At 61.1% G+C, this 17,372-nt stretch carries 12 protein-coding genes; 5 read left to right on the top strand and 7 right to left on the bottom strand.

Features of this window, described 5'->3' with window-relative positions; translation table 11 throughout:
• The 5 genes from NP603_RS03370 to NP603_RS03350 form a co-directional block, all read right to left on the bottom strand.
• Positions 1-1,062 carry a sll0787 family AIR synthase-like protein gene (locus tag NP603_RS03370; RefSeq protein ID WP_256609518.1) on the bottom strand — a complete coding sequence of 354 codons (1,062 nt, stop codon included), beginning with the start codon at positions 1,060-1,062 and terminating at the stop codon, positions 1-3.
• Entirely contained in the window at positions 1,059-1,601 is a 543-nt protein-coding gene (locus tag NP603_RS03365; protein ID WP_256609517.1) for an MSMEG_0567/Sll0786 family nitrogen starvation N-acetyltransferase, read from the bottom strand. Before NP603_RS03365 ends, NP603_RS03370 begins: the two co-directional genes overlap by 4 nt.
• A gap of 1 nt (position 1,602) precedes the next feature.
• The gene (locus tag NP603_RS03360; protein ID WP_256609516.1) at positions 1,603-2,715 is read right to left on the bottom strand and encodes an MSMEG_0568 family radical SAM protein; all 1,113 of its coding nucleotides are present in this window, start codon (positions 2,713-2,715) and stop codon (positions 1,603-1,605) included.
• Positions 2,693-3,700 (bottom strand): Nit6803 family nitrilase, encoded by a 1,008-nt coding sequence (locus tag NP603_RS03355; protein WP_256609515.1) that lies wholly within the window; start codon positions 3,698-3,700, stop codon positions 2,693-2,695. Before NP603_RS03355 ends, NP603_RS03360 begins: the two co-directional genes overlap by 23 nt.
• 117 nt (positions 3,701-3,817) lie before the next feature.
• A complete protein-coding gene (locus NP603_RS03350) occupies positions 3,818-4,300 on the bottom strand; it encodes an MSMEG_0572/Sll0783 family nitrogen starvation response protein (RefSeq protein ID WP_256609514.1) in 483 nt (160 codons plus the stop codon).
• Positions 4,301-4,606: 306 nt separating this feature from the next.
• Between NP603_RS03350 and NP603_RS03345 the strand changes: the two genes are divergently transcribed.
• The gene (locus NP603_RS03345; protein WP_256609513.1) at positions 4,607-5,947 is read left to right on the top strand and encodes a peptide MFS transporter; all 1,341 of its coding nucleotides are present in this window, start codon (positions 4,607-4,609) and stop codon (positions 5,945-5,947) included.
• Positions 5,948-5,954: 7 nt separating this feature from the next.
• Here the strand turns inward: NP603_RS03345 and NP603_RS03340 are convergent, their stop codons facing one another.
• A complete protein-coding gene (locus NP603_RS03340; RefSeq protein ID WP_256609512.1) occupies positions 5,955-6,524 on the bottom strand; it encodes a hypothetical protein in 570 nt (189 codons plus the stop codon).
• Between the two features lie 108 nt (positions 6,525-6,632).
• On the opposite strand from NP603_RS03340, the gene dctA reads away from it, so the two are divergent.
• Together dctA and NP603_RS03330 are read left to right on the top strand one after the other, a co-directional pair.
• Positions 6,633-7,922: a C4-dicarboxylate transporter DctA gene (gene dctA / locus NP603_RS03335; protein WP_256609511.1), complete on the top strand. Its 1,290-nt coding sequence runs from the start codon at positions 6,633-6,635 to the stop codon at positions 7,920-7,922.
• A gap of 357 nt (positions 7,923-8,279) precedes the next feature.
• On the top strand, positions 8,280-12,092 hold the full coding sequence (locus tag NP603_RS03330; RefSeq protein ID WP_256609510.1) for a response regulator: 3,813 nt from the start codon (positions 8,280-8,282) through the stop codon (positions 12,090-12,092).
• 17 nt (positions 12,093-12,109) lie between these two features.
• Here the strand turns inward: NP603_RS03330 and NP603_RS03325 are convergent, their stop codons facing one another.
• Complete coding sequence (locus tag NP603_RS03325) at positions 12,110-12,724, bottom strand: TetR/AcrR family transcriptional regulator (RefSeq protein ID WP_256609509.1); 615 nt, start codon at positions 12,722-12,724, stop codon at positions 12,110-12,112.
• A gap of 105 nt (positions 12,725-12,829) precedes the next feature.
• Between NP603_RS03325 and NP603_RS03320 the strand changes: the two genes are divergently transcribed.
• Both NP603_RS03320 and NP603_RS03315 read left to right on the top strand, forming a co-directional pair.
• Positions 12,830-14,059 (top strand): efflux RND transporter periplasmic adaptor subunit, encoded by a 1,230-nt coding sequence (locus NP603_RS03320; protein WP_504137647.1) that lies wholly within the window; start codon positions 12,830-12,832, stop codon positions 14,057-14,059.
• Between the two features lie 3 nt (positions 14,060-14,062).
• A complete protein-coding gene (locus tag NP603_RS03315; RefSeq protein WP_256609508.1) occupies positions 14,063-17,245 on the top strand; it encodes an efflux RND transporter permease subunit in 3,183 nt (1,060 codons plus the stop codon).
• Positions 17,246-17,372: the final 127 nt, after the last annotated feature.

The raw sequence follows: 17,372 nt of genomic DNA, 5'->3' as shown, positions 1-17,372 counted from the left end.
TCAAACCTCGCTAGCAGTGATCAAGCCGCAGCCGGTCAAGGGCTGTTCGTCCAAATCCCAGAGTGTTTGCCGTTCATCGCCAAGCGCCAGTCGGATCTTGCGGCTGGCGTCGGTGAGACCTATCGCTGCGCAAGCGATGCCGCGTTGGCTGAAGCGTTTAATCACCGCCGTACTGTTCTCGCTGTCGACGGCGAGCACGAAACCGAAGCTTGGAAAGCAGCACAGCCAGCGTTCCATCTCGATAGCCTCCGGCCGCGGTATCGCGTCGATATCGATTACGGCACCGAGGCCCGAGCATTCCAGCAGCATCAATAAGGTGCCGACGACGCCGGCATTGCTAATATCTTTAGCGGATGCGCACAGGCCGTTTTCAGCCAGCGTCGGCAGGATTTCCAAATCCTGGCGCAGACGCTCGGGCGGCGCGCCGGTGCTGGCGTCCCACCATATAAAAGGTTCGCGGAAGTGGCCGCGCAGGTCGATGGCCGCGAGCAGTTGTTGGCCCGGTTTGGCGGCGAAACTGCTAAGCAACTGCTTGGCGCGGCCCAGGATCGCCACCGACAGCTGCGGCCGGTCGTTTCTTAGGTTGCTATGCCCGCCGACCACCGGCACACCGTAAATTTGCGCGGCGGTCGCCAAGCCTTCCAGGATCGGTTTGGCTTGATTTGCGCCGTCGCTCCAAAGCGCATCGACCACCGCGATCGGCCGGCCGCCCATCGCGTAAATGTCGCTGACGTTGACCATCACCCCGCAATAGCCGGCAAACCAGGGCTGGCTGGCAACGAAGTCGTTTAAATAGCCTTCGGTTGCTAGCAATAAATAACCATCGCCGTCCGGAATCGCCGCGCAGTCGTCGCCGACCGGTGTGAGGCCATCGTTCCGATGCTCCGCGTCGGAATGGAGACTGAACCGCTTCGCGGTTCTGGACGCTGGAGCGTCCGGGGTTAGGTTCCCACGCGGAGCGTGGGAACCATAAAGCCTCTCAACCACCTCGGCGATGTCGCGCTTATGTGCCAGCCCCAAGCCTTGCCGGATGCTCAGCGTCAATTCGGCCAGCGCACTCATGCCGCAATCCGGGAGGTGGCGACGAAACCGATGGCGCCGTCGGCATAGGGCGGATACCAATCCAGATCGGCCTGCATCAGATAATGCGAACGGCCGTGGACTTCGATTTCCTTTAGCGAGCGCCAGTGCAGGCGCCGGAATAGCAGTTGGTTGCGTGCCTGCACCTGCGCTAAAAAGGTATTGCAGCCCTGGGCATGGGCGGAAGTCACCGCTAGCTTGATCAAGGCCGCGCCGAGACTGCCTTGCTTGCGGTAGTCCTGATCGACCGCCAAGCGCGAGCCCCACCAGACGCCGGGTTTTTCTTCGTGTATGCGCACGGTGCCGACCACTCGGTCGGGTGTGCCGGCTAGACAGGCGATAGCGACGATCGGCGTGGCGATATTGTCGATATCGTCCCGGTCGTCGCCGGCGAAGATGCCTTGCTCCTCGCAGAACACGGCTTGGCGCAAGGCCCGCATTTGTTGGCGCTCCCAGTCCTGGGTGACGAACTTGATCAGGTATTCGTTGGCGAAATAGGGTTTAAAGTCGTCGATCCACATCTCACACCTCGTAGCTGGCCAGTGCCGAGCAGGCCCCGCATTTGGCGCAGCCGGCTTTGATGTCTTGGGATAGCAGGTTCGCTTGTTTCAACATCGCGCCGAGTTTCGGCAGGATTTGCGCCATGAAGGCAGGCGTCGGCGCCGGATGGTTTTCCAGCGGCGTGCCGGTGATCGGCACGAACGGCACGACGAAGGGGTAAACGCCTTTGCCGATCAAGCGTTCGGACATCGCCAAAATCGCTTCCGGCGTATCGCCGAGTCCAGCCAGGATGTAAGTGCTGACTTGACCACGGCCAAATACTTTTACCGCCGCGTCGAAGGCGTCCATATAGCGTTCCAGCGGTACGCCGGCCTTGCCGGGCATGATGCGGGCGCGCACGTCCGGCGTCACGGCTTCCAGATGCATGCCCAAACTATCGATGCCGCAGGCTTTCATGCGTTCGAACCAGATGTCGTCGTCCGGCGGCTCGCATTGGCCTTGAATGGGCAGATCGACTGCCGCTTTGACGGCTTGGGCGCTTTCGCAGAGCATGGCTGCGCCCCGGTCGGTCAGATTCGGCGTACCGGTGGTCATCACCATGTGCTTGACGGCGTCCAACTCGACGGCGGCTTTGGCGACCTCGGCCAGTTGCTCGGGCGTCTTGCGCAATATGGTCTTGCCGGCCGCCAGCGACTCGCCGATGGCGCAAAATTGGCAGGAGGTGTTGCGGTTGCCGTAGCGGATGCAGGATTGCAGTAGCGTGGTGGCCAGTACGTCCGATGAATGCAATGTGGCAATCTGCGAGTATGGGATGCCGTCGGCAGTTTGCAACTCGTAAAAGCGCGGCTGGCGCGGAAATTCGATGTGGTTGACGACGACGCCGTCGCGGCGAATTTCGCTGATGCCGTGCTGGTCGGGCTTGCCGGCGACGAAGGGCGACTCGCAGGCCGAGGCGGTGGCGATCGGAACCATCACCGTCCGCCCGCCGAATTTGACGGCCTTGTGGTCGGAAGGCCCGGCGCCGCCGCGCCGGCCGGCGATACCAACCTCACTGTCTTCCAGGCGTAGCCCAAAGGATTGCAGATCGAGCAGCAAAGCCGCCGTGCCGGCGTCAGCCAAGGCTAATGGACTCATGGCGTTCTCCTGCTTGGCTGATGGGTGAGGTGGCGGCTGGATTGTTGAGCGACTGTCCGCTGAACATCGGCACGGCCGGCCTGTCGTCTAGGCGCAGGCTGAGCAGTTCCGGGCGGGCGTAGTGTCCGACCGAATCCATCATGCGCTTACGCTTGGCGATCAAATTGAGATCCAGATCGGCGATCAGGATGCCTTCGCCTGCGCGCAAGGGTTCGACGACGTGTTGGCCTTCCGGCGAGATGATGGCCGTGCAGCAACCGCCGCGCAGGGCTTTTTGCAGGCTCGGATCGGCGGTGACCGCATCGATTTGCTCGTCGCTCAGCCAACCGGTGGCGTTGACCACGAAGCAACCGGATTCCAGGGCGTGGTGGCGTATCGTCACTTCGATTTGCTCGGCGAAGATGGGCCCCACCAGGGAACCCGGAAACTGGCTGCAATGGATTTGTTCGTGCTGGGCCATCAACGCGTAGCGGGCCAGCGGGTTGTAATGTTCCCAGCAGGCCAGGGCGCCGATGCGGCCGATGCCGGTTTCGACGACTTTGAGGCCGGCGCCGTCGCCTTGGCCCCAGACCATGCGTTCGTGGTAGGTCGGAGTGATCTTGCGGCGTTTCAGCGCCAGTCGGCCGGTTTCGTCGAAAATCAATTGGGTGTTGTAGAGGCTGCCGTGGTCACGCTCGTTGATGCCCAACACCACGACTACGCCATGAGCCTTGGCTTGCGCCGCCACCGCATCGGTGATAGGGCCGGGTACCGTCGGCGCATTATCGTAGAGTTTCAAATGTTCGCGTCCCTGGGCGACCGGTGGCAATACGAAGGAAAAGTAGGGGTAATAGGGCACGAAGGTTTCCGGGAATACCGCGATTTGCGCGCCTTTCGCGGCGGCATCGCTGATGGACTGGCAAACCTTGTCGCCGGTGGCGGTCGCCGATTCGAACACCGGTGCGATCTGCACCGCCGCGGCTCTGACAATGTGGGGCGTGGTCACAATTGAGTCTCCTGTGGCTGGGTCTGGATATGAGATACGCATCGAGTACCTTCCGCAGCGTTAGCCTTGAAAGGCGCAAATAAGGTACGCGGTGCGTACCCTGCGGCTGATTTGGGCTTACAAAGTCCAGGTATCCAGGATGAAGGCGTTATCGCGCTGGTGCAGCAACACGATATCTAACACGTCCAATGGGCTGATCGGGAGAATGCCCGGCAGCAGGCTGGGTTCGCCGTGACCGTACAAAGCTTGCAACGCGAAGCGGCAGGCGTAGACCTTGCCGCCCTCCTCGATGAATTTGGCAATTTGGTTGGCGTAGTTTTGGTGACCCGGAAATGACTCGTCGCCCAGGCGCGGAAAGCCGCGTTGCAGACCCAGCGTCACGCCGGGGCCGTACAGCAGAATGGAGGTTTCGAAACCTTTGCGTTGCAGGCGCGTGGCTTGCAACAAATTGACGAAGCCGATCGAGCCTTCGAAGGCGACGGTGTGGAATTTGACCAGGGCTTTCTGGCCCGGCTCGGCTTTGACGTCTTCAAATACCTTTTCTTCGAAATCGACAAAAAAGTCGCCTTTCTGGTGGGCGGGCGCGGTAACGGCTGGCATATAAATCTCCTGATGATCGCAAAAAAAACCCGGCGCCGGAGAGCGGCGCCGGGAACAACAATGACTGTCAATCCTGTGTTCGATCGACGGGAGATACTTAACTGACGCGCATAGAGGCGGAACAGATTCAGTCAGTCGTATAATTTTTCGGTACAGATGCAACTGAAAACGGATCTGTATGGCGCCAAAACGCGCCTAACTGTTACGTTTGAATTTTGCCCGGACCGATAGCGCTCGAAACACCCCTGCCGGCTTTGGCTGCGCGGTTTGTGCGATGATGGCCGGACCGGATTCACTTTATCGACCATGACGCAAAAACGCTTTCTCGGCCATCCGGCCGGCCTGTTCGTACTGTTTTTCACCGAGATGTGGGAACGCTTTTCCTATTACGGGATGCGCGCCCTGTTGGTGCTGTACATGACCGAACATCTACTGCAGCCGGCGCAAAACGGCCAGGCGGTATATGGACTGCCGCTGCTGCAGCGGCTTCTGGAATCGGCTTTCGGCCCGCTCGGCCAGCAGGCGCTAGCCTCGCAGATTTACGGGCTGTATACCGGCTTGGTCTATTTGACACCGCTGTTCGGCGGCATGCTGGCCGACCGGGTGCTAGGCCGGCGCCGCGCCGTACTGCTGGGCGGCAGCCTGATGGCGGTCGGCCATTTTTTGATGGCCGGCGAGGCCTGGTTCCTGCTGGCGCTGTTGTTTTTGATCGTCGGCAACGGTTGCTTCAAACCCAATATTTCCGGCCAGGTCGGCGACTTGTATCCGCCCGGCGATCCGCGCCGCGACGGCGCCTTCACCATTTTTTATATGGGCGTCAACCTGGGCGCATTTTTCTCGCCGCTGGTGTGCGGCACCCTCGGCCAGCGCTACGGCTGGCATTACGGCTTCGCCGCCGCCGGCGTCGGCATGCTGCTGGGCTTGCTGGTTTACGGCTGGGGCCGACGATATCTGCCGGCGACCGCGCAGCCCGCGCCGCCGCTGAAACATGCCGAAACGCTGTCGGCCAGGGATTACCAGGCCATCGCCGCGCTCTCCGCGATTGCGCTACTGAACGTGATGTTCTGGGCGGTTTACGAACAGCAAGGCAACACGCTGCAACTGTTCGCCGAACACGAGACCGATTGGCAGGTGTTCGGCTGGCAAATGCCCTCCACCTGGTTTCAATCAATGAATCCGGCGTTTATTTTCATCCTGGCACCGCTGATCGACGCCCACGCCCGCCGGCAAAGCGCGCGCGGCCGCCAAGCCTCCAGCATCGGCAAAATGGCCTTGGGCGCCGTTTTGTTGGGCGCTTCGTTCTTCGTGTTGATTTTTGCGGTCGGCGGCGGCACCCAGGCCGGCAAAACCAGTTTTCTATGGCTGGCTCTGTGTACCCTGATCTATACGCTGGGCGAGCTGTACCTGTCGCCGGTCGGTTTGTCGCTGGTCAGCAAAATCTCGCCGCCCGGCCTGATCGGTTTGTTGATGGGGGTTTGGTTCCTGTCGTCCTTCTTCGGCAATCTGCTGTCGGGTTATATCGGCAGCTTTTACCAAACCATGCCCAGACCGGAGTTTTTTCTGTTGCTGGCCGGCCTGGGCATCGGCACCGGCTTGGCGATTCTGGCGGTGAAACCGCTGCTGCGCAAGGCGTTGGGACCGCTGTGACAGGTGGTCACTGCGGCCAGGGCACGGCCGGCGCGCAGCCTTCGACGTAAAGCTTGCCTTTTGCGTTATCGTTCGGAATGAAGACCTGGTTCGCGGCGGATGGCGGATAACTCGAACCGTCGGCACACTGCGCGCTTTGCCCCGGACCGACCGCAATCCGGGCACCGGGCTTGAGCCGGCAGACGCTGAGCCGGTCCGGCGCACTCCATTCCGGACAAATCGCTTCGGCTTCGCGGTAGGCGTCGAGATTGGCGGCCGGCGGCGAAAACGACCACCAGCTACCGAACTCGCTGGCAGGCCGGCTACTGTCCCATACCCGGTACACCGGCAACGCTTGCTGAACCTGGTAGGCCTTGCCGGTGCAAAGTTTGCCTTCTCCGGGCGCGCCGCGGGCGAGCTCGATCAATTTCACATCGTCGATCGGCTCCAGCCCCGCCGCCGGCACCGCGACACTGCCGATGCAGGCAGAATCGCCCCCCTGAAACACCAGCGTCCCGTCGATGACGACCATATCGGCGCAGCCGGCCAACCCCAATAACCAAATACCGATAAGCCGCGTCCGGCCGAATCCGCTCATATGTCCAGTCTCCCCCGGCCGGTGGCGGCCAATTCCGCGCAGACGCCTCGTCCGCAATCCGTAGCATAATAACCGGATCGCCCGCAAACGCCGCCATTCATTCTGCCGATGACTCAATTACCGCACCCTGCCCTGCCTTCGCCGCGCCTGTATCTCGCCGTATTGGCCGCCATCGTTTGCGGCGCTCTGTTCGGCGCGCTGGATGCCGGACACGCCGTGCAATTCAAGCCGGTCGGCGACGCCTTTATCGCGCTGGTGAAAATGCTGATCGCGCCGGTGATTTTTTGCACCATCGTCCTCGGCATCGCCGGCGCCGAAGACATGAAGAAAACCGGTCGGGTCGGGGCCAAGGCCTTGTTGTATTTCGAAATCGTCTCGACCTTTGCCCTCGGCGTCGGGCTGCTGGTCGCCAATCTGTTGAAACCCGGTGCCGGTTTCAATGCCGATCCGGCAACGCTGGACCCGCGCGCTGTGGCCGGCTTCGTCCAGCAGGCCGAGACCCAAAGCGTTGCCGATTTTGTATTGCACATCATCCCGAAAACCTTCACCGACGCCTTCACCGGCTCCGGCGATTTGCTACAGGTGTTGCTGGTGTCGGTGCTATTCGGCTTCGCATTGCAGCGGATGGGCGACGCCGGCCGCTCGGTGCACCGCTTCGTCGAGGAAAGCGCGCAGTTGTTTTTCGCGATGCTGAATCTGGTGATGAAACTGGCGCCGCTCGGTGCCGGCGCGGCCATGGCGTTCACGGTCGGCAAATACGGCATCGCCGCGCTGAAACCGCTGGCGGCGCTGATGGGCTGCTTCTATCTGAGCTGCATCTTGTTCATCAGCCTGGTATTGGGCGGTATCGCCGCTCTGGCCGGATTCAACCTGGTTAAATTGCTGGGCTATCTCCGCGCGGAACTGCTGATTGTGCTCGGTACTTCATCGTCCGAATCGGCGTTGCTGCCGCTGATGCAGAAACTGGAAAGGCTGGGTTGCTCGCGCGCGGTGGTCGGCCTGGTGGTACCGTCGGGCTACTCGTTCAATCTGGACGGCACCAACATCTATCTGACCATGGCGGCGCTGTTCATGGCCCAAGCCCTGAATATCGAGCTGCCGCTCGGCCAACAACTGAGCTTGTTGCTGGTGGCGATGCTGACCAGCAAGGGCGCGTCCGGCGTCAGCGGCGCCGGCTTTATCACGCTGGCAGCGACGCTGAGCGTGGTGCCGGCCGTGCCGGTGGCCGCTCTGTCGCTGATCCTGGGTATCGACCGTTTCATGTCCGAAGCCCGCGCCCTGACCAACTTGGTCGGCAATGCGGTGGCGGCCATCGTCATCTCCCATTCCGAAGGCGAACTCGACCATAACAAATTGCGGACGGAATTGAACGCCGCAGGCGGCAAAGGCCGCAACTGACTTTACGTTGTCGGATTCTGAAAAGTGCTCGCCATATCGACAGGGGCTCGGTTGCGCGTTCTTACGCGTGCCGAAATCCGGACGCCAGGCTAGCTCCAAACTTGCATCCCTGGCGCTGGATGCCCGTTTCCGGGCGGGCATGACGTTGTCGGCCTAAATCCGACAGGCTGATCTAAGCCCAAAGACTTAATTCAGACAAATTTCCTGGTGTTTTCTTCGGCACCGACTCTAGTGTATAAAGTATCACGCCCCAAGCGACAGCCGGAGCCAATCCGGAACACAGCGCGGACGGACGCAGGCACATCCCTACTGCGGCGGCGGCTTCGGCGCCATGGCCGCCGCACACCGAACCGACAATTGAGTGAGCAGATTATGGAGCATGCGTCGCTGGCCGCGAACAAAGCGTTCGCTTTCCCCAAAAGCAACAGGCAACGCGGCAGCTTGAAAGATTTTCTACTGTTGTTTCTGCCGATCACCGCACTGATCCTGGTCGGTGCCTGGACCCTCGGCGAGGCGCGCCTGCACAGCGAGCTGGCGATGTTGATGGCCGAGGAACGCACCTATGTCGACCTGAGCCAGGGCCGGCTGGACCAGGAATTGGCCGTGCCGATACGGCATTTGCTGAGCCTGGCCAGCGAACGGCCGGTGCGCCAGGTCTATGAGGCTGCAGAGGGCAGCGAAGTCCAACCCATGGTGGAAGCCTTCATGTCGCTGATGGCGCGCAATCCCAGTTACGACAAAGTCCGCTGGCTGGACGAGTCCGGTCGCGAGAAAGTTCGGGTCAACAATGTCGACGGCCGGCCCTACCTGGTTCCGCAGCAGGAATTGCAAAACAAGCGGCAGCGCTATTTCTTCCAGGAAACGCTTCGCCTCAGCCGCGGTGCGGTCTATATTTCGCCGCTGGACTTGAACATGGATCGCGACCGGATCGAGTTCCCATACAAGCCGACGCTACGGGTTGCCACCCACGTGTTTCGCGCCGACGGCAGTCCGGCCGGGGTTTTGATGATCAACATCGCCGCGCGCTCGATGTTGCAGACCTTTGTCGCCAGCTCCGGCCCGGCCGCCGAACGCCTAATGCTGCTCAACGCCGACGGTTATTGGTTGAAGAGCCCGGATCCGGCCGAGGAATGGGGCTTCATGTTCCAGCGCGACCTGACACTGGCGGTCAAGAATCCCGAGGCCTGGGCCGCCGTTTCCCGACAGAGCCGCGGCCAAGTCCGGCTCGGCGACGGCTTGTGGACTTGGACTTCGGTATCGCCGGTCCCCGACGGCGAGGCGCCGCTAGCCCATAACATCCGCTGGATAGTCGTCACCCATGTGCCGGAAAGCGCGTTGGCCGAATTGGAGCAAGAGGTATGGCCAGCCAAGATCGCCGGCGCGCTGGTGCTACTGTTGCTATTCGGCTTTGGCGTCGGCCGACTGGTCCGGGCCAAATCGGCCCAGGCGTTGGCCGAAAAGGACGCCGCGCTGGCGCGTAGCGAAGCCGAGGCGACGCTTCGGCTGCACGAAGCGCAGGCCGGTTTCCGAATGCTGTTCGAAGCCAATACCAACGGCCTGCTGGTGGTCGATGGCGAGGGCCGGATTGCGATGGGCAACCCCGCTTTCGAGGCCATGTTCGGCTACCGCCTGGCCGAACTGCGCGGCCAGCCGGTCGAAGTGCTGCTGGCCGACGCCGACCGCGCCGGACACGCGTTGAAACGCGCCCAGTACATGCGCGAGCCGTCCAGCCGGGCGATGGGAGCCGGCCGCGATTTGTACGGCACTCGCAAGAACGGCAGCCGCTTTGCACTGGAGATCGGCCTGAGCCCGTTTTGGGACGACAAACAGTTTTTCGTCCTGGCCACCATCGTCGATATCTCGGAGCGCAAACGCACCCAGGACGAAATCCTGCGGATGAACGAAACGCTGGAGCAACGCGTCGCCGAACGCACCGCCGAATTACAGGCTGCGCGACGGGAGGCGGAGCGTCTGGCCCACGTCAAAGGCAATTTCCTGGCCAATATGAGCCACGAAATCCGCACGCCGATGAACGCCATACTCGGCATCGCTTATTTGTTGGAAAAGGCTCCGCTCGGCGCCGAGGAACTGTCGCTGGTGAAAAAAATCCGCGTCGCCGGCCGGTCGCTGATGGGGATCATCAACGACATTCTCGATTTTTCCAAAATCGAATCCGGCCGCCTGGAAATCGAACGCGCCCCGTTCCGCCTCAACGACGTGCTGGATAACGTCGCCACCTTGATGTCCTCGGTCGAAGCCAACAAAAACGTCGAATTCATCATGGGCCCGGCGCCGGAGGGCGTCGAGTTCCTGCTCGGCGATGCGCTACGTCTGGAGCAGGTTCTGGTCAACCTGACCGGCAATGCGCTGAAATTCACTGCGCACGGTAGCGTCGCGCTGACCGTCGCCCGCTGCAGCGTCGGCGGCAAGCCCGGCCTCCGTTTCAGCGTCACCGATACCGGCAAGGGCATTGCCGCGGACAAACAGGCGGAAATTTTCACTGCCTTCTCCCAGGAAGACAGCTCGACCACACGCCGCTTCGGCGGCACCGGACTGGGCTTGTCGATCTGCCGCTGCCTGGTGCAGATGATGGGCGGCGAAATCGGCGTCGCCAGCGAACCGGGCAAAGGCAGCGAGTTTTGGTTCGAGATTCCGGTAACACCGGTCGAACCGCAGGATTACGTGCATCCGGCGCTGGCCTTTCAAAACGTGCTGATTGCCGACGACCATCCGCTGGCGCGGGAAATGTTGGCGGCGACGGTGCGCAGCCTGGGCTGGAACCCGGAAGTGGTCGCGTCCGGCGAAGAAGCGATACAACGCATCCGCAGCCGCGCCGCCGGCCACGGCAAGCTACCGGACATCCTGCTGCTGGACTGGCGCATGCCGGGACTGGACGGCTTGCAGGCCGGAAAAGAAATCAAGCAGATACTCGGCGGCGTGCCCGAGGCGCCGTTGATCGTGATGGCCACCGCCCACGACCGCGAAATCTTGAGCCACGAACCGGGCGCGGAACTGGCGGATGCGATTCTGAACAAACCGGTCACCGCATCGGCCTTGTACAACGCAATCAGCGAAGCCAGACGCCATCTGCAGGGTTCGCTTGGCCCGCGGCCCAGCGCCGCGGCCGGCAAGGGCCAGCTCGAACAAATGCGGATACTGGTGGTCGACGATAGCGAAATCAACCGCGACATGGCGAAGCGGATTCTGGAAGCGGAAGCTGCCGAAGTGTTTCTGGCCGACGACGGCGCGGCGGCTTTGGCTTGGTTGAAAGCCAATCCGGGCCGGGCCGATGTGGTATTGATGGACGTGCAGATGCCGGAAATGGACGGCCACGAAGCTACGCGCCGTATCCGCAAAGAACTCGGCCTTGCCGATCTGCCGGTCATCGCGTTGACCGCCGGCGCATTCAAATCCCAACAGGACGCCTCGCTGGCGGCGGGCATGAACGGCTTCATCGCCAAACCGTTCGACGTCGATAAATTGATCGCCTACCTGCGCCAGTACGCGGCGGAGCCGCAACTCTCCCCCGCGGCTACCGCCAAGGCCGAAGCCGAAATCCCGCCTGCGCCTTCGGCGGCGGTGATCGATCTGCCAAAAGGCTTGCAGGCCTGGAAGGACCTCGGCATTTACAAAAAATATTTGGAAAAATTCGTCGCGACCCACGCCGGCGATGGCGATGCGATAGCAAAAGCCCTTACCGCCGGCGACGTCGAACTAGCGCGCGCCATGACCCATAAGTTGAAAGGTTCCGCCGCCAATCTGGCTCTGACCGCGATTTCGGAGGCCGCGGAAAATTTGGAATTGGCGCTGTTTGAACACCGCGAGACCGAAGATTGGCTGCAACGTTTGCGGACGGCTTTGCAGCGCAGCGGCGCGGCAATCGCCAGGTTGGTGTCGGATAGCGAGGTAGCGCCCGGCACACCCTGCCTTACCACCGTCGACCGAACCGACAGCGCCCGTCTGTTGCGCAATTTATTACAGTCGTTGGATCGAGACGATCCGCAACAGGCCGAACCGTGGCTGCGCGCATTGGCGCGGCAGTTACCCGCCGAGGAACTGGGAGCGATCCGCGAGCGGGTGGAGAGCTTCGATTTTCGCGGCGCCGAGATTAGTGTCCGACAGTTGCTGGCTCGGCTAAATGCCGCCGGTGCGGCGGACGACGGCGATTGACCCAGAACCGATAGAGCTCACTTTGCCAGACAACCGGCCAAAAACAAACGCACCGCCGGTTCGACCCAGCGCTCGATTTCAGCCTGATCGGGAGTCGGTTCCAGCCCCAACTGCAAGCGCTGCAAACGCTCGCCACGCACGGCGCTGACGAACTGGTCGGCGAGAAAATCGGCATCGGTATCGGCAATCAATCCGGCTTGCTGATGCCGGCGGAAATACTGCGCCAGCGTCGCCAGCGTCCGCCGCGGGCCCTGTTCGTAAAATTGCGTCGCCAGTTCCGGAAATCGCGGCGATTCGCCGATCAGGATCGCCCGCATCCGCAGTACGTCGGGGCGGGTGATGCGGAACAAAAACTGGCCGGCAAAACTAACCAGGGCTTCCTCCGGCGGCAACTCAGTACATAAACTGTCGATGAATTGGTCGCTGCAGCGCCGGATCAATGCGCCGAACAAGCCGGCTTTGCCGCCGAACTGGCTGTAGACGGTCCGCAACGAGACCCGCGCGTCGCGGGCGATGGTTTCCATACTCAAATTGCCGTATCCGTGCTCCAAAAAAAGCCGCAAGGCCGCGTCGAGCAATCTGTCCCGACTTTGTTGCTCGTCACCCTTACACGGGCGGCCACATTTAACCATGCTGTCTTACTCGCGAAATAAATTGACTTGCCGAACGATGATACCCTAGACTAAACGGTAATAGGTATTACCATTTTTCATAAGCCACATTTCAAGGGTAAGGACATGGCAAACATAATGGACTCGACGGCGGCCACTCGCCAGCGCCGTGCATGCGCGCAACTCGTTTCGGCCTGCGCCATTGCCAACGGCCTGCGCCTGAGCTTGCTCGGCGCGGCACTGCAACTGGCGATGCTCGGTTGCAGCGATACCGCCGCCCCCGGCGCCGCTGCGCCCGCGATGCCACCGGCCAACGTCAAAATCGCCCAACCCCTGAGCCGGGATACCAGCGACTGGGACGAATACACCGGACGCATCGAAGCCATCAATGCCGTCGATATCCGCGCCCGGGTCGGCGGCTACCTGGAAAAGGTTAATTTCCATGCCGGCGATAAAGTCAAAAAAGGCGATCTGCTGTTTCTGATCGACCCCAAACCGTTGCAGGCGCAATTAAATTTCGCCAACGCCGAACTGGAACGGGCCAAAACCAAACGCGAACTGGCGAAAAACGATCTGGCCCGCGCCGAAAACCTGTTCGATGCCAAAGCGATTTCCGCCGAAGAATACGACGCCCGCAGCAAAGGCCTGCGCGAAGCCGCCGCCGCCGTGGTATCGGCCGAAGCCAGCGCTTACGCCGCCAAACTCAATCTGGAATACACCGAGATCCGCGCCCCGATCAGCGGCCGGGTCGGGCGCGAGCTTTTGACTGTCGGCAATCTGGTCAAAGCCGACGACACCTTATTGGCCCAAATCGTCTCGACCGATCCGGTTTACGTCTACGTCGATGCCGACGAACAATCGGTGTTGAAATACCGGCGCCAAGCCAAGCAGGCAGGCAACGCCACCGCCGATCTGCACGGCGCGGCGGTCGAAGCGGCGGTGGCCGACGAAGACGGCTTTCCCCACCAGGGCAAACTGGACTACATCGCCCCGCGCGCCGACGCCGCTACCGGCACCTTGACCCTGCGCGGCGTGTTTGCCAATCCCGACGAACTGCTCAGCCCCGGTTTCTTCGCCCGCTTGCGCCTGAAAGGTTCGGCGGCTTATCCGGCCCTGTTGGTGCCGGATCGCGCCATAGGCGCCGACCAGGCCCAGCGCTTCGTTTGGGTGGTGAACGCCAATAACCAGGCCGAATACCGGCCGGTCAAGCCCGGCGCCCGCATCGGCCAATTAAGGGTGGTACGCGACGGCTTGAAAGCCGATGACTGGGTCGTGGTCGAAGGCCTGCAAAAATTGCGGCCCGGCGCCACGGTGCTGCCGGAAAAAACCGCGCTCGACGGCCAGGGAGGCCAATAAACCATGGATAAATTCAGCCACTTTTTTATCGACCGGCCGATCTTTGCTTCGGTTTTGTCGATCGTGATCGTGCTAGTCGGCGGCCTGGCGCTGATCGGCCTGCCGATTGCCCAATATCCGGAAATCGCTCCGCCCACCGTCGTTGTCACCGCCAACTACCCCGGCGCCAACGCCAAAGTCGTCGCCGAAACGGTGGCAACGCCGGTCGAACAGGAAGTCAACGGCGTCGAGGACATGCTGTACATGTCGTCGCAATCGACCAATAGCGGCGTCATGGCCTTGACCATCACCTTCAAACCCGGCACCAACCTCGACAAGGCCCAAGTGCTGGTGCAAAACCGGGTGGCACTGGCCGAACCCAAACTGCCGGAAGAAGTACGCCGCCAAGGCTTGAGCGTAAAAAAACGCAGCCCCGACTTAAGCCTAGTTGTGAATCTGGTATCGCCGGATAAACGCTACGACAGCGTTTACATGAGCAACTACGCTTTGTTGCAAATCCGCGATACGCTGGCCCGGCTGCCCGGCGTCGGCGATATTCTGTTGTTCGGGGCCCGCGACTACAGTATGCGCCTGTGGCTGAACCCGGAAAAAATCGCCGCCCGCAATCTGACCGCCGCCGAGGTGGTAAATGCCGTGCGCGAACAAAACGTGCAAGTCGCGGCCGGCGTGGTCGGTCAGCAACCGTCGCCGACCGCCGCCGAATACCAATATACGGTCAGCACGCTGGGCCGCTTGAGCGATCCGGAGCAGTTCGGCGAAATCGTGATTAAACCCGGCGCCGACGGCCAGGTCACCAAACTCAAGGACGTAGCCCGCATTGAACTCGGCGCCAAGGACTATAACTCCGGCCTGTTCCTGGACGGCCAGGAAACCGTCGGTCTGGCGATCTTCCAATTGCCCGGCTCCAACGCCATCGACACCAAAAAGGCCGTGGTCGAAGCGATGGAGAAACTGAAAACCCGCTTCCCGGAAGGTCTGGATTACGTGCTGGTCTACGACACCGTGGTGTTCGTCCAGCAATCGATCGACGCCGTGGTCAAGACCCTGTTCGAAGCGCTGGGTTTGGTGGTGCTCGTGGTCATCGTGTTTCTGCAAAACTGGCGGGCGGCGGTGATTCCGTTACTGGCGGTCCCGGTGTCGCTGATCGGCGCCTTTGCCGTGATGGCCGGCTTGGGTTTGTCGCTGAATACTTTGTCGTTATTCGGCCTGGTACTGGCGATCGGTATCGTGGTTGACGACGCCATCGTCGTCGTAGAAAACGTCGAACGCCATATTGCCGAAGGCATGCACGCCCGCGAAGCCACCCGTCTGGCGATGAGCGAAGTGGTGGGGCCGGTCGTCGCGACGGCACTGGTGTTGGTCGCCGTGTTCGTACCAACCGCCTTCATCACCGGCGTCTCCGGCGCGTTTTACAAACAGTTTGCCTTGACCATTGCCGTCTCGACGGTAATTTCGGCCTTCAACTCGCTGACCCTGAGCCCGGCGCTTTGCGCGTTATTGCTGGACCGCGCCCACGAAAACAAGGACGCCTTCACCAAACTGTTCGACAAGTTATTCGGCTGGTTTTTCGTCCGCTTCAACCGTTTCTTCGAACGTTTCAGCCTCGGCTATTCCAGACTGGTCGCGCGACTGATCCGGATGGTCGCCGTGGTTCTGGTTCTGTACGTAGGTTTGAACGGCCTGAATTTTCTGGCCTTCGAAAAAGTGCCGACCGGCTTCATTCCGGACCAGGACCAGGGCTATTTGATCCTGTACGCGCAATTGCCCGACGCCGCATCGCTGGCCCGCACCAAGGACGTGGTGCAACAAGCCAGTAAAATCGTGCTGGACACCGAAGGCGTCAGCCATATCAACGCCTACGCCGGCTGGTCGATTCTGAGCGGTGCCAACCAATCGAATGTCGCGACCATGTTTGCCCGGCTGGATTCGTTCGACAGCCGCGCTCAGCGCCCCGATCTGCATGCCTCGCAAGTGGTGAAGACTTTGAACCAGCGATTGGCCGCCATCCCCAACGCCCGCATCGCCGTATTCACGCCGCCACCGATCCGCGGCATGAGTTCGGTCGGCGGTTTCAAATTGCAAGTGCAGGATCGCAATAACGCCGGCATCGACGAGTTGCAAAAAGTCACCGGCGAAATGATCGAAAAAGGCAACCAGCAACCGGGTTTGGTCGGCTTGTTCACCACCTTCCGCGCCGGCGTGCCGCAGTTGTTCGTCGACGTCGACCGCACTCAGGTCAAATCGATGAACCTGCCATTGAAAGACGTGTTCGACACCTTGCAGATTTATCTGGGCTCGTTGTACGTCAACGATTTCAACATCTTCGGCCGCACCTATCAGGTCACGGCCCAGGCCGATGCCGATTTTCGGATGCTGCCCGGCGACATCACCCAGCTCAAAACCAAAAACCTGAGCGGCGGCATGGTGCCGTTGGGCGCGGTCGCCGACGTCAAGGAAATCAGCGGTCCGGACAAAATTACCCGCTACAACATGTACACCGCCGCCGAAATCAACGGTAGCACCCTGCCCGGCGTCAGCTCCGGCGATGCCATCGAGAAAATGGGCCGGGTATTGCGCGACAACCTGCCGCCCGGCTTCGACTTCGAATGGACCGAGCTCAGCCTGCAACAGGTGTTGGCCGGCAACGTGGCGTTGTTAGTGTTTCCGCTCAGCGTGATCTTCGTGTTCCTGGCCCTGGCAGCGCAATACGAAAGCTGGGCCCTGCCGTTCGCGGTAATTCTGATCGTGCCGATGTGTATTTTGTCGTCGATGACCGGGGTCTGGATCGGCGGCATGGACAACAACATCTTCACCCAGATCGGCTTTATCGTCTTGGTAGGCCTGGCCAGCAAGAACGCGATTCTGATCGTCGAGTTCGCCAAACATCGCCAGGAATCGGGCTTGAGCCGCTTCGATGCAGCAGTCGAGGCGGCGCGGATTCGGTTGCGACCGATTTTGATGACCTCGTTCGCTTTTGTGATGGGCGTGTTTCCGTTGGTGATCGCCAAGGGCGCCGGCGCCGAATCCCGGCACTTGCTGGGCACGGCGGTATTCAGCGGCATGATCGGCGTGACGATTTTCGGTTTGCTGCTGACGCCGGTGTTTTTCGTCGCGGTACAAGGGCTGGCCGGCAAACTGCGCCGCAATGCCAGCGTTCAACAAGCCAGCGCGGAGTCAATGCCATGAATCTTAGTTTGAAACTTCGCGCTTTATTGGCCCGGCCCTTAGATACCGTTCGCACTGAGCGTGTCGAAGGGCGCACCGCATCAGACTTCGACGGGCTCAGCCTTTATGCCCCAGAGGGTACGAACGG

Source organism: Methylomonas aurea, from assembly GCF_024505045.1.
In the GTDB taxonomy this organism is placed as follows: Bacteria; Pseudomonadota; Gammaproteobacteria; order Methylococcales; family Methylomonadaceae; genus Methylomonas; species Methylomonas aurea.
The sequence above is the reverse complement of the archived record's forward strand: the minus strand, read 5'-3'. Positions and strand labels throughout refer to the sequence as shown.